This is a genomic window from Enterobacter cloacae complex sp. 402C9 (assembly GCF_050030745.1).
Taxonomy (GTDB): Bacteria; Pseudomonadota; Gammaproteobacteria; order Enterobacterales; family Enterobacteriaceae; genus Enterobacter; species Enterobacter intestinihominis.
Genome location: NZ_JBLGUW010000001.1, coordinates 3,528,937 through 3,542,047, shown reverse-complemented (window position 1 = coordinate 3,542,047; position 13,111 = coordinate 3,528,937). Strand labels below are relative to the sequence as shown.

Genomic DNA, 13,111 nt, shown 5'->3' with positions numbered 1-13,111 from the left:
CCCGGGCAGCCTTCTGCCCGGTTTTCATCACGAGGGAGCCTGAGACTATGAAGCGCCTGATACCGCCAGACGACTGCCCGGAGGAAATTGCCCACCGTCTCGACGTCATTCAGCAGCACCGGGCGCTCAACGCGATCCTCGGGGTTAACCCTGACGCCATGTCTCAGGCGGAACAGCATCAGCAGCAGCGTCGACGCGGGGAGCCGATCGGCCCCCTGCACGGCGTGCCGTTGATCGTCAAAGATAATATTGCCTGCGCACCGATGCCCATTACTCTTGGCTGCCGGGCGCTGGCCTCACTTAACGCGACGTCGGATGCGCTTGTTATACAGCGGTTGCGCAGGGCAGGAGCGATTATCCTCGCCAGAGCGAATATGTCCGAGTTTGCTTTTGACGTGCGCTCGCGAAGCTCGCTGGGGGGCGATGTGGCAAACCCGCTTCGCCCGTCACTCACCGCCGGAGGTTCCAGCGGAGGATGCGCCGCGGCGGTGGCGGCGGGGATGGCGGATGGCGCATTGGGTACCGATACCGGCGGCTCTATCCGCATTCCCTGTAGCTATACCGGGCTGGTGGGGCTACGGCCTGCTTTTCGCCGTTCACAGCTGGATGGCGTGGCGCCGCTCTCGCCCAGCAAAGATACCGTTGGGCCAATGGTACATAGCGTTGAAGATGCCGCCTTGCTGCATGCGGTGATCCATGGTTTGCCACCGGTTGCGCTTCCTGTGCGTTCGCTGAAAGGCGTTCGCTTTGGTGTGGTAACCGCGTTACAGGGAGAGGATGAGGTACAGCTGGAGGTCTGGCAGTCGGCGCTGCACTCGTTGCGTCGTGCCGGAGCAACGCTGGTGGAGGTATCATTACCTTTGCTGGACGACGTAAGTCAGGCGACATGCCTGAGCCTGTATGAATTTCGCGTGGCGATTGACGACTGGCTTAGCAAACAGCCTGGCGCTCCCTCCGGACTGACAAGCATTGTGGACTCCGGCGCTTACCTGCCAGAGTTTGCGCCGTTTCTACGTCAGATGCTGGCGAGTAGCACGCTGAAAACTCCGCTCTGGCTGGCGGGGCGTCGCTTTCAGCGCCTGTTGCGGCAGAACCTTTGCCAGGTGGCGGAGGTGCAGCGCATCGACGGATTTGTGTATCCCACCGCACAACGATTACCAGAAAGTATGGCGAAGATGCCGCCAGGCTGCGCGCCGGAACTGGCCGCCATCAGCGGCCTGCCAGCTATAACGTTGCCGTGCGGCGTAAGTCGTATCGGTCTGCCGGTGGGGATGGAGATGTTATCGGTGCAGGAGAATGAGACGGCGCTGATGGTGCTGGCGCTGGCGTGTGAGGGGGCGCTGGGCGAGAAGGGACAGATATAAAAAGCCCGCAGAGCTTGCGCCGTGCGGGCTTTCAGCACTTCATCGGATGACTCTGGTAATCACCGATGGAGGATTATTGGGCTGGTGGAGTCTGAATAAATTCATTAATAGGCTGTTTTTTGTTGATAATTTATAAATTCTACTTTCACGGGTATGCCAATGGCGATTTGTTGCAGTGTTTCCTGTGGTTAAGCAAACCTGTTTTTTGAATGGATCACATCAAGAAAAAGCTTTTTTGGATTTAACTGTTCACCCTTAAGTTATATTAGAAAGAAAAAGACCGGCTGTTGCTGGTCTGAGGTCGGTTAAGCCGTTACGGGTCTGCCTGTAGCTACTTCGAAGAAAGGGCAAGTCTGCGTACAGTCATCAGGAAATCGAATGGGGTTGAATCCCACAACTCAGGTGAGAAATCAAATCCATACCGGCTTTTGAATTGCTCATCCAGCCTGTCTCCGTAAAGCGCAAGGAAACAATCGACCTCTTCGGCTAACTCTTTTAACATCCAATCTGGGGCTGTTTTTTTATAGCGTTCAATAGTGCCCTCAATAGTATCCTCTCCCTCATTTATGAGGTCATGATCCTGATTGAAATAACCCTGAATCAGCTGATCAATATGATAGAAATTTTGCATAATCCACCTGTCCTATGGGGTCGGGAATGCTGTAAGGATATAGCGACAGAGCTGGTCATCCCTGTACTCGGAGTTTGGTTCAAAAGGCATTGAGTAGTTGCCTATTGCAGAACATCTTTTGCCGATGAACAAGAGGCGTGGCAAGCGGCATATGGGCACTGGATGCAAAAATGTAAAACTGGGGTTACTGAAGTTAGCGCTGGCCAAAGTTTTGCCGAGTGGACGTAATGTGGACATGGGCAAAAAAAGGGGTTACGTTTTCACGTAACCCCTTGTTTTATTTGGTGGGCTGGCGTCCTTGTAATTGGTGGGGGAGGTGGTTGAGTTTGTTGGAGATTTTTATTTTTTGCGGGGAAGGGAAGGCGCAAAAAGGGTGGCGATGATGTTGATATAGAAGGTTTTTTTGTATCTTGTTGATTTTTATGGTTATCTTAATGGTGCTGAAATTTATTGTATTGATTGATGCTTGGAATAGATGCAAAACGAACAGTCACAAAGTGTACGATAGGCACGAACAACAAACTATCTAAAAAAGAAGCATGAAGCTTGTTGTATTCTATCTTATACAAAGTTGGTACGCCTACCGTAATTCAGTTTAAAATGATAAAGGCTTGATAAAATGTAACTTTGAAATGAATTTAACTGAGTAATGGTGACTAAATGGACATTAATAGTAGAGAGTATGCTTTTGTTATATGGATGTTAATAATCATTGCTCTGCTTTGGTGTAAAAAGGATATTAGATATTCTTTTTATCAACTTATCAAAACATTTTTCCATAAACAAATTTTGACAGTATTAGGATTTGCGGTTGTTTGGACGTCTATTTGTATTGTGCTTTTTTATGAAATTGGTGTTTGGAGTACAGATAATCTTAAGACCACTTTGGTATGGGTAATTACATATGCTTTCGTAACAATCTTTGAAACACATAAAATAAAGAGCAGTAAGTATTATTTTAAATCACAAATCAAAGAAACGATTGGATTAAGTGCTCTACTTACATTTATTCTTGAACTACAAAGTTTTTCCTTTGCTATAGAGTTTATAATATACCCTATTATGCTTTTTTTAGGGTTGCTGGCTGTCGTAGCTAATACGAAAAAAGAAACAGAAAAAATCGGAGCGACGATAAAGGTAGTGCTAGGCGTTTTCGTTATATTTTATTTTGCCCATTCATTTTTTGTTTCAATTATGTCGCCTTCGGTAACGTTTTCTTGGGCTAATCTTACTGAACTTCTGACTCCAGTTTTATTATCATTTTCGTTTATGCCATTTATTTATATGCTTTACCTTTATCAAGCTTATGAAACTAAGTTATCAGGATTAAAAATATATTTTGACGATGAGGCTCTGTTTAATTATGCAAAAAAATTAGCGATTTGCTTCTTTAGAACAGATCTTGATGCTCTTAATCGCTGGGTAAGAAACATACATATTAATGAAATTAAGACGAAAGAAGGAATTAAGGCAAGTTTAAAAGACGTAAAGTTACGGAAAAAAATCGAATCTAATCCACCCGAAGTAGATAATAAATATGGGTGGTCACCATTCTTAGCCAAAGATTTTCTTGTTGGAAAAGGAGTTGACACCAATGATTATCATTTCAGTTTTGATACTTGGATATCATGTAGTCATATGATTGAGATTGGTAATGATGGTTTATTTCGTGATAATGTTGCATATTATTTATATGGAGATGAATATGCTGCTAAGAAACTCAAGTTAAGAGCTAATATAAATAATTCACCCATATCAAATTGTTCAAAAAATACCATTTCATTGCTTGCGGAAGAATTAATATCAAAAGCATTAGGGGATGATGACTTTAATATTAATGAGCTATTTAGTAAGATCCCAGTTATGATAAAGAAAGATAATCGCTATGTGTCTATTACCAAAGAGGATTTTGCAAGCCAGAATGGTGGGTATACTTTAGAAGTTGTTATAGAGATCGAGGGTTATTCTTCAAAAGATCACTAAATTACATTATGAATTGATGAGATTTTTTCAATGAACTCATTCTCAATTCATTTTATTCGTGATGGATGCAATGTAGGGCGATTATTGAAATTATAAAAAAGTTAAGAGAAATGGTTGCTATACTAGAAAAAAAGATTAAACGATCGGGTTTAAAATTGGCCAAATAAATGGCCATACCTGTGAAAGCATCGTTATGGCCCATACATTCGTATGGGCTTGGTTGATGTGCAAATAGTATAATGCATCGAATTAAAACGTACTATTTAGGCATGTCTTGTCTTATTTTATGTACCAACATTGTGTTTCTTGGAGTATTTAAAGTTAAAGCTTCTAAATTACTAAATATTTCATTGCTGAATATCTTTGAATTATTGGTGGTGACTTTTAATAATTTGAAAATCCATGGCAGCAACGCAATATAACCCGCTCCCGATAGTCCCTTATACTCCATTACTGCCCCTGCAACTACTGGGGCAAAACCTGACAAGTCTAAAATAGACAAGTTTTGCTTCCTCTTTTCAATTGCTTTAATATCTTTATTTAGAGAGTATATCTTAAAGCTTAATTCTTCAGGTGTCAGATGGGCATACTCTTGTAATATTTGTGGGATCATACGTCGACTGTATTTGCTTAAGATGTCATCTAACTCGAGAACATTCATGTCGTTATTAATAGTAAAAATATTTGATAGTAAAGTCTGTATCTCCATTTCTCGAAGTTCATTTTGTGATTGCTGAACTCCATTATATATGCCATTAAGGATTTTACAGGCATTTACCTCAGAATAACCTGTGTGCTCAAAGGGAAAGTGATGTGCCCCTAGCCCTAGTGAGAACTCAAGTGACATTGCGCTTGTCATTAGCTCAATACCATAATCGCGACCGCGTGATTTATATATTTGGGCTGCAAAGCTTGCCCCACAAAATTGACTAATACCCAATGCACCTCTTTGATTTATGCCATACTCAAAAAATGCTATATTTTCCGATAACGACTCTGCTAATATTTTAAGTGTATCGACTTTTGAATTGTAGCATTCTTTCAATAAGTTATATTGAGTGCTGCTATCAAATGCGAATCCAAATAATCCTGTTTTTTCTCTAATTGCTAATAATGTCGCGGCGGCTAATCTTCTTGAAAATAATACACATTCTGGATCAACAGACAGAACATCCGCCAAAAAATTTGAATCATACCGCTGGAGATTTTGGAATGCGACGAATTTTATACGTCCACGTCGAACTAACTCTAATAGCTCAATCTTGCTTATTTTAAAAATGTCATAAAAACTCTGACTATTGGGTGAATCTGCTAATGGAATTGCAATTATTACAGTGTCATACAGTGATATATATTCTCTTATGTTATTTCGTGGAAATACACTGGCATCGACAAAGCATCTGTTTTGACTCTTTCTGAATGAATCAATAAGACATTCATCCCTGGTTATAGTGACATCTGAAAAAATATTGGCTCTTTTTTCTGTCCAAAAGTCTTGATCCTCTTCATATTTCTCCAGGATTTCTTTAGGTTGATTATTCCTAAGGTATTGACTCGCAACTAATGTAAGATTTCCTTGTGTATTACTTTCCTTTTTTTGATGATTATAATCAGGTAGTTCATGGTCTGTTTTAATATTGTATTTATAACCATAAAAACCTAAGCTTTCACATATTAAAATGATTTCATCAATATCATTAGGAGTAAGTTCTTTATTGAAGGTAAATGTAAAACTGTTGTCGGACCACTTCATGTCAACATGAAAAGGGTGAAATTTAGATGGTATGGCTATGCTTATGTTACTACTAAATTCGAATGCGTTAAATGGTTGGCCAAATAAACTTACTTTTTCATATGTATTTCTAAGTTCTATTTTTATATAGTTGTCTTTTACTTCTTCTGTAAACGTTGGTCCCGGAACACCTGCGGTTTTAAATCTGTAGTTGTAAAGTTCTTGTATTTCATCTAACGTAGTATTAGATTCTTTGTAATTCTGTATTACAGCATAAATACTGTCTTCGTCATGAAATAAACCTAAGTGATTGAATTTATAGTTTTGAATTATAAATGCTTCATAGTTATTTTTTAAAACTTCAATCATTGACGGAGATGATTTTAAATATGAAATTTTCATGACACAATCCTGGTTTTAGATGAATCTTGGTATTTTAAACTCAAGTGTGGTGAAATGGAAACAGTACACATTATCAATTATATTTTTATTGTGCATTTAAAATTTTAAAGTAGTTATGAATTTTTACATACAAAAAGGAATGAAACATCTTGTATTAGTGAGATTCAATCAGTATACCCGTATACCTGCTCAATATATATCCCCCGCCCATCACTATGGCCCAGATCCGTTGAAGTTACCGCCAGCGCCTCTGTATGGCTCAGACCCTGCTCTTCGTAATAGCGGATCGCATCCTGCGCCCAGGCATAGCGCAGGGAGTGGGGAGAGTATTCGCCAGTCAGCCCGGCATCGCGGAGATGGTTGTGCCAGTAGTCCATCGCGGATTTCAGATCCGGTTTGTCAATCAGATGTCCGTCACGCTCCCCTGAAATCTCAAGCGCCTCTTTCACCGCCTGGCGAACGGCTTCCCGGTCAATCACCTGTGTCATCCGCGGTCGTCCCCCTTTGGTACCGAAGATCACCGACAGACGTTCAGCGCCTTTTTCCAGCTGTTTATCCCAGGTTTTCAGCGACTGGCAGCACTGTACTGCCTCTTGACCACGCAGGCCCATCACCCTCGCCAGTTGCAGGCTGACCGCGAGACCTGCGTCGGTTTGCCGGAGCCGTTCCACTACCTGCTGGTAAAGCGCATCCGGAATGGCCCGGTGCGTTCCGTCGCGGCTGGCACCGCTGATACCGAGTGATTTGTTGCTGATTAATTCTGACTGGCTGAGTTGTGTGCGTCCGGCTTCAACCAAAATAGAGCGCACCATCGCCATCTCATTCTGTAGCGTTCGCAGCGAAATACCCTGTTCCAGCCGTTCATGGATATATCCAGCGATGTGTCTGGCTTTGAGCTGGCTGGTGCTGGTGACCTGAATATTCTGCGCCAGCAGATGACGGGCAAAACGCTGCGCCATCTGTTCGCGGTCGTGGACAGTTTTGTGGCTGCCACCTGCGTGGTGCGCCTGTTTTTTCATATCCTGTGACAGTCGCGACATGCTGACTCCTCCGCCTGATGCGGTAGCAATATTTTCCGGCGCGTGGGGTATGCACGGCACTGAACATTGCGCCATGCTGAACAATACCGGTGCGCCGGAAGGCGAGAGTTGAGGTATGGTGGGGTACGGTACTGCACGGTGTGCAGGCCGCCTGCCTCAGCAGGGATGCCCCCGGATCGTCGTGATCCGCCTCCGGTACTGTTCATTCCTCCTTGTTATCTTTTTGACGCAGAAATGATGGCGTCAGAGGGTTAATACAACGATAAGCCTGATAAGACGGCGGCTGGCGCAGCGGTGTGCGTCGGCGTCACTTTGTTTTGCTTCGCCTCCAAAGTGACGCGCCGCCGTTTCAGACAACCTGTTTACTGGCGCAGAGATACGCTCCGTCTAAAGACGCGGTACCAACCTGCCTCTTGCTGGCACAGGTTATAGCAGCAACAACGACCGGACTGCGTCAGAGACGCCCCCGCCGTATTGTCCGGCTTGCGGGGTTAAGGGCTTGACCAGCCTGACATAGCAGCCAGGCACAGTCCTCTAAGGTCATGGCTGTCTCGGGTGCAGTCCCAGGACTGCGGCAGTTACCGTAAAAATAGCATTGTTGATGCAATGTTCAAGCTGATTTGATCCGCGTAATTCATTGATAATAAATAACTTTATTATCATGATGTAGTATGTGGTTTCATGAGCATCAGAAGATTGGGAAAATATTGTCCAGAGAATGCCGCGGCAGGAAGGATTCTTTTACATCTCAGATGAGGCTTTCATGGATAATTATCCAGAAATGCCGCCCGCTAAAGCGAGCCTTTGCGGGCGTAGATTTTAATTGTTCTGATGGTTCAAACCACGCTATCTCAGCCGTACCTAAAATACTTAAACGAACAGAATTGGGTATGCAGAATGATATAATGCACCATGCGGAATATTACTCTGATGCTGGACGCAGCTCCTCCGGATCCAGAAACGAAAAAACATGCCAGTTCTCTCAGGCAAGAAGAAAATCAGGAAGGGCTGGAGGCGCTAAACGAAGCGAACTGACAGCTTCGATCCCACACTTCTCTCCCTTACCCTTAAAGACCTTTAAAGGCCCTTTAGCGAGCTTTTGCGGGCGTGCATTATTCGAGCCAAAGTTGGCTGAAATCCGGCCATCCCAGCGTATTTAAATCCCGCCAGGTAAATGACTTCTCGGTCGCAAATTCCATCCAGTGATGCAGCAAAGGAATGACATATCGCTGGTGGGTCATCTCATGGAAAAAGGCTGCAATGGTGGCGAATGCCTGCTCATCGTCACTGTTCAGAATCGTCGGCAGCAGGGCGTTCAGGTTTTGTCGCTGGGTTTCAGGCAGCCGCGTAAACAGCGCGGTTGAAGCCAGCCATTCCAGAAATGCCGGAACCGAAAGGGTATCGAGCATAAAGTTGCTGAGCCAGATATCCGCGGGAGGGCGCGGCTGGCTGTTAAAGCGGTCAAATGCGTCGATCCGTATTTCGGCGCGAATATGCCAGCGCTCAAGCAGGCGGCGAATCGCCCCGGCAAGCTCCACCAGTTCCGGCTGCTGAAAGGTGCTGATGATAACCGGCTGACGCAGGTTAAACGGCGCGGTGATCCCGCCAAAATCCACCGGGCGGTGATTCCACTGCGGCAGCATGCCCTGAGCAACGGAGAGGATGCGCGCGTATTTGTCGGGAAGCTGCGTCTGGCTGAGAAGTTCGACAGGTTGCAGCAGGTAATTGATAAACCGTCTTCCGGCCTCATCCGCAAAGGCTCCGTCGCTGTCGAGCAGCACAAAACAGCACCCCTGCTCCAGACTACGCTCGTTGAGCGGGCGGTCATCCTGCGCCTCCTCACCCCGCAGCAGGGGAATAAAGCTCATGCTGATATGTTCCGGAGCCCAGGTGAAAATGGTGATCTCATCCAGTCCGGGGCGCGCCTGATGCCAGTGTTGATTGCGCCGCAAAACCATAAAGTTGTCGCTGTGCTCCTGCAGGTGGAAAGCGCCGGTACAGCGGATGTGTCCGTGCTGGTAATCAAACAGCATCGTCGGCTGGGTGGCGAGCAGGCAGTCGAGCCGTTTGACCGGATGGTGCGTTTCAATCACCAGATGCCAGGGGGCGTCAGCGGTGATGCTTTTTATTGGGCTGAAAAGCGGGGAGAACTGCGGGCTTTGGCTGGCGGCGAGCAGGCAGCGCTGAACGGCACTGGCATCCAGTTCGCTGCCATCGGCAAAGCGGGCGGTGGATTTCAGTCAGAACTCCCAGCGGGTAAAGTCGTCGTTGTGGGTCCAGTAGTGGGCGATATCGGGAACGATCCTGCCCTGAACGGCGTCATAGCGCGTCAGCCCGCTCAGGCACTGGCGCAGGAGATGGCGTTCGGTCCGCCGTAGGGGAACGAGCGGATTAAGCGGATCCAGATTGCGATAGTAGGGGATGCGTACCCGCGTTTCGCTGCTTTTATCCTGTACCCCAAAGCGCCACAGGCTCAGGCGATCCAGCAGATACTTGTCGTTGCCGATAAACCGCAGCACGTTGCCGTAATCCTGCTTCTCCAGCAGCTTATTGACGTTCTGGCTGAACAGCTTTTCCGGCGAGGTTAACAGATGGAGTCGTGAGCGCTTGCCGCGTCCGCGCTGCGGCTGCCAGTCGAGCCATTTTTCCTGATGCATCTTCTTCAGCGCAATCCGGCAATTACGCACTGAACAGCCGAAGATGGCGGCGATCTCCTGCATCTGTAATTCGTGCGTCTGACCTGCGCCGTAGCGAGCGTGCAGCCTGCGAAAATGTGCCTCGAAGATATTCATATGATGGCCTCCCGCCGAACGCGATTTCCTCTTTTATCCCTTTCTGACGGTTTGCGGCGTGATTGCCCTCATAAATTTTCCGGTTTTAAGCGAAAACCGGAAATAACTTTCGTCTTTGGTTGCTGTTTTTTTAATCATCTCGGGTTCGGATACTGAAGGTGTTCGGAGCAGAACCTGCTGTTGTGCGAATCCCTGTAATAAAGACGCGCTCAGGAGATCGAGATGAAAAGATTCAACCTTCTGCAAATGTTACAAAGCATCGGACGATCATTAATGATCCCCATTGCCATGCTGCCTGCCGCCGGTATTTTGCTGGCCTTCGGCGTCAGCTTTCAGGATCCCAATATTGTCGCCAGCCTGCCGTTTCTCGGTGCTGACTGGCTGGTTCACGTGCTGAAGCTGATGGCGGAAGCGGGCAGTGCGATTTTCGCTAACCTGCCGCTGCTGTTTGCGGTCGGCGTGGCGGTAGGGCTTAGTGACGATCAGGGGATTGCTGGGCTGTCGGCGATCGCCGGATTTCTGATTATGAACGTCACCATCGGCCAGTTTCTGGGGATCACGCCCGAGTCGGTGGCGCAGGTGCGTGACTACACGCTGGTGCTGGGCATCCCCTCGTTACAGACCGGCGTATTCGGCGGCATCATTATCGGGATTATCGCCGCCTGGCTGTATAAACGCTATTACCGCATCCAACTTCCTTCGTGGCTGGAGTTCTTCTCCGGCAAGCGCTTCGTGCCGATAGTGACCTCCTTCGCAGCGCTGTTTGTCGGGCTGGTGATGGCGGTGGTCTGGCCGCCGGTTCAGCATCTAATTAATGGCCTGTCGAATACCATGACGGTGCAGGGGCCGGGCGTGTCCGCCTTCCTGTTCGGCTTTGTCGAGCGACTGCTGATCCCGTTTGGTCTTAACCATGTCTGGTGGCCGACGTTCTGGTTGCAGTTCGGCGAGTACGTGAACAAGGCCGGGCAAGTGGTGCATGGCGACCAGCTCATCTTCTTTGCCCAGTTGAAAGACCAGGTGCCGATTACCGCCGGAACCTTTATGGCCGGGCTGACGCCCATCAAGATGTTCTGTATTCCGGCGATTGCGCTGGCGATCTACCGCTGCGCCAGCCCGGAAAACAAAGCGCGGGTGAAGGGCATTATGCTCTCTGGCGCGATCACCTCCATCGTCTGCGGCATCACCGAGCCGATTGAGTTCTCCTTCCTGTTTGTTGCGCCCGTGCTATATGGCATTCACGCCGTCCTGGCGGGGCTGGTGTTCCTGCTGATGGAGTGGTTCAGCGTGCACATCGGGCTCTCTTTCTCCGGCGGGCTTATCGACTATCTGTTCTTTGGCGTCCTGCCACGCGCGCCTCACTGGTACATGGTATTCCCGGTCGGGCTGGTGATGGGGGCGCTGTACTACGCCCTGTTTACCTTTGCTATTCGTCGCTGGAATTTGCTGACGCCGGGGCGTGAAGTCGAAGAAAGCACTGTGGCGCAGGAAAACGAACAGAATGACCTGGTGAGCGGCATCATTCTGGCCTATGGCGGGCTGGGAAATATGACCAGCATCGAAGCCTGCATGTCGCGTCTGCGCATTGACGTGACGGATAAGACACTCGTGGACAAAGCACTGCTGAAACAGCTTGGCGCGGCGGGCGTCGTCGAGGTCGGGAACAATATCCAGAGCGTATTTGGCATGAAATCCGATCGGCTGAAAGAGGCGATCCGCGCAGCTAACGCGTATACACAGGAGGAAAAATGAAACAGCTACACCACAGCGGCCTGCCGCTGTATCTCGATGACGACGGCGTGATGGCGCTGAAACCCCCGCTGAACTATCTCGGCTTTGGCCGCAAAAGCGCCGGGCAGATGGCGGTAGTCTTACCGGAGTTCACCGAAGTGCTATGCGATGAACCGGCTTACGATGTTTATCGCGGCTTGTGCTTTCCGGAGGATCAGGAACGGCTTGCCGCTGATCAGTATCAGTACGACATCACCATCATCATGCCGGGAACGATTGGCAAGGAGCGCAAGAAAACCAGCGGTCACTATCACGGCTATAACGATACGCGGCGCAACACCCATCCGGAAGTGTATGAAGTGATTAAGGGCACTGCGGCGTATATCCTGCAAAAGTCGCCGGATTTTGCCGTTGAGCCAAAAGATCTGCTGGTGGACGATCTTATCGTGGCGGTGGTGAAGGAAGGGCAGAGCATTATCGTGCCGCCGAATTACGGCCACTGCTCTATCAATATCGGCGACGGGCCGCTGGTATTCAGCAACCTGGCGTATAAACCCTGCGCGGTTCACTACGACACGGTGCAGTTTTACCACGGTATGGCCTGCTACATCGTGGAGGAGAACGGGCAGCTCTGCGTGCGCAAGAATCATTACTATCCGCATATTCCGCACATCAAATTCGCCACCGTAAAAGAGAACCCGCATCTTGGCATCACCTTCGATACGCCACTTTACCAGCGCTATCGCGCCGCGCCGGAACGTTTCCATTTTCTGGGGCATGTCGATAACTATGTCCGGGAAATCATGGGATGCTCGAGTATCAGGATGATTTATTCCCGCTCAGTCAGGAGGACGCATGATGGAAACGCAATTTGTTGCAGGCGTTGCCTGTACTGACCTGCATCAGGCGATGTCGCGGATTGATGGTGCCGCGCTGGCGAGTCTGGAGCAGGCCATCGCTGAGGCGAACGCGGTATTTGTTTTTGGCGCAGGGCGTTCGCTGTTAATGCTGAAAGCTTTTGCGATGCGCCTGATGCATATCGGCCTGAAGGTGCATGTTGTCGGCGATGTGGTCACGCCTGCGCTGCAAAAAGGCGACCTGCTGCTGCTGGCGAGTGCATCGGGCGAAACGGCTTCGCTGGTGAATGTGGCTGCGAAAGCGAAGCAACTGGGTGGCACCGTGGCCTTGCTGACCATTTTCCCCGAGTCCACGCTGGGGAAACTGGCGGATGTGGTGGTCAGGATCCCGGCCTATACCGACAAATTGCCGGATGGACCGGATAACGTGAAAGGCATTCTGCCCGGCGGCAGCCTGTTTGAAGAGGCGGTCATGGTGCTGGGCGATGCCATGATTGTGAATCTGGCGCAGTCGACGGGATATCGCTTAACCAAAGGTTTTGCGCTGCACGCCAACCTCGAATAGTCATTCGACACAAGGAA

7 protein-coding genes and 2 pseudogenes are annotated in these 13,111 nt (G+C 48.4%); 5 read left to right on the top strand and 4 right to left on the bottom strand.

Going from position 1 to position 13,111, the window contains the following annotated elements; genetic code table 11:
* Window positions 1–47: 47 nt before the first annotated feature.
* Window positions 48–1,364, top strand: coding sequence for an amidase family protein (locus ACQG1K_RS16840; protein ID WP_426720779.1), 1,317 nt, complete (start codon window positions 48–50; stop codon window positions 1,362–1,364).
* Window positions 1,365–1,695: 331 nt separating this feature from the next.
* Here ACQG1K_RS16840 and ACQG1K_RS16835 read toward each other — a convergent pair whose 3' ends face one another.
* Window positions 1,696–1,995: a contact-dependent growth inhibition system immunity protein gene (locus ACQG1K_RS16835; RefSeq protein WP_058646207.1), complete on the bottom strand. Its 300-nt coding sequence runs from the start codon at window positions 1,993–1,995 to the stop codon at window positions 1,696–1,698.
* 699 nt (window positions 1,996–2,694) lie between these two features.
* Here ACQG1K_RS16835 and ACQG1K_RS16830 point away from each other — a divergent pair.
* Window positions 2,695–3,978, top strand: a complete 1,284-nt coding sequence (locus ACQG1K_RS16830; RefSeq protein ID WP_205921622.1) for a hypothetical protein — start codon at window positions 2,695–2,697, stop codon at window positions 3,976–3,978.
* Window positions 3,979–4,237: 259 nt separating this feature from the next.
* Here ACQG1K_RS16830 and ACQG1K_RS16825 read toward each other — a convergent pair whose 3' ends face one another.
* The 3 genes and pseudogenes from ACQG1K_RS16825 to ACQG1K_RS16815 all read right to left on the bottom strand — a co-directional run bounded on the left by ACQG1K_RS16825 (window position 4,238) and on the right by ACQG1K_RS16815 (window position 9,944).
* Window positions 4,238–6,112 carry a hypothetical protein gene (locus ACQG1K_RS16825; RefSeq protein WP_426720780.1) on the bottom strand — a complete coding sequence of 625 codons (1,875 nt, stop codon included), beginning with the start codon at window positions 6,110–6,112 and terminating at the stop codon, window positions 4,238–4,240.
* A 164-nt stretch (window positions 6,113–6,276) separates the two neighbouring features.
* Window positions 6,277–7,152, bottom strand: a complete 876-nt coding sequence (locus ACQG1K_RS16820; protein ID WP_426720781.1) for an integrase domain-containing protein — start codon at window positions 7,150–7,152, stop codon at window positions 6,277–6,279.
* Between the two features lie 1,112 nt (window positions 7,153–8,264).
* Window positions 8,265–9,944 (bottom strand): annotated as a pseudogene (locus ACQG1K_RS16815) (SgrR family transcriptional regulator).
* A 222-nt stretch (window positions 9,945–10,166) separates the two neighbouring features.
* Here ACQG1K_RS16815 and ptsG point away from each other — a divergent pair.
* The 3 genes and pseudogenes from ptsG to hxlB all read left to right on the top strand — a co-directional run bounded on the left by ptsG (window position 10,167) and on the right by hxlB (window position 13,094).
* Window positions 10,167–11,693: a glucose-specific PTS transporter subunit IIBC gene (ptsG, locus tag ACQG1K_RS16810; RefSeq protein ID WP_367075919.1), complete on the top strand. Its 1,527-nt coding sequence runs from the start codon at window positions 10,167–10,169 to the stop codon at window positions 11,691–11,693.
* Window positions 11,690–12,531 (top strand): annotated as a pseudogene (locus tag ACQG1K_RS16805) (glucose-6-phosphate isomerase family protein). The gene ptsG and the pseudogene ACQG1K_RS16805 overlap by 4 nt, the downstream one beginning before the upstream one ends.
* The gene (hxlB, locus tag ACQG1K_RS16800) at window positions 12,531–13,094 is read left to right on the top strand and encodes a 6-phospho-3-hexuloisomerase (protein WP_163389657.1); all 564 of its coding nucleotides are present in this window, start codon (window positions 12,531–12,533) and stop codon (window positions 13,092–13,094) included. The pseudogene ACQG1K_RS16805 and the gene hxlB overlap by 1 nt, the downstream one beginning before the upstream one ends.
* The last annotated feature ends 17 nt before the right edge of the window (window positions 13,095–13,111 follow it).

Excerpts from the sequence above, each read along its gene's own strand:
- ACQG1K_RS16840 (WP_426720779.1), top strand. The coding sequence starts at position 48 with ATGAAGCGCCTGATACCGCCAGACGACTGCCCGGAGGAAATTGCCCAC.
- ACQG1K_RS16820 (WP_426720781.1), bottom strand. The coding sequence starts at position 7,152 with ATGTCGCGACTGTCACAGGATATGAAAAAACAGGCGCACCACGCAGGT.
- ACQG1K_RS16830 (WP_205921622.1), top strand. The coding sequence starts at position 2,695 with ATGTTAATAATCATTGCTCTGCTTTGGTGTAAAAAGGATATTAGATAT.
- ACQG1K_RS16835 (WP_058646207.1), bottom strand. The coding sequence starts at position 1,995 with ATGCAAAATTTCTATCATATTGATCAGCTGATTCAGGGTTATTTCAAT.
- ACQG1K_RS16825 (WP_426720780.1), bottom strand. The coding sequence starts at position 6,112 with ATGAAAATTTCATATTTAAAATCATCTCCGTCAATGATTGAAGTTTTA.
- ptsG (WP_367075919.1), top strand. The coding sequence starts at position 10,167 with ATGAAAAGATTCAACCTTCTGCAAATGTTACAAAGCATCGGACGATCA.
- hxlB (WP_163389657.1), top strand. The coding sequence starts at position 12,531 with ATGGAAACGCAATTTGTTGCAGGCGTTGCCTGTACTGACCTGCATCAG.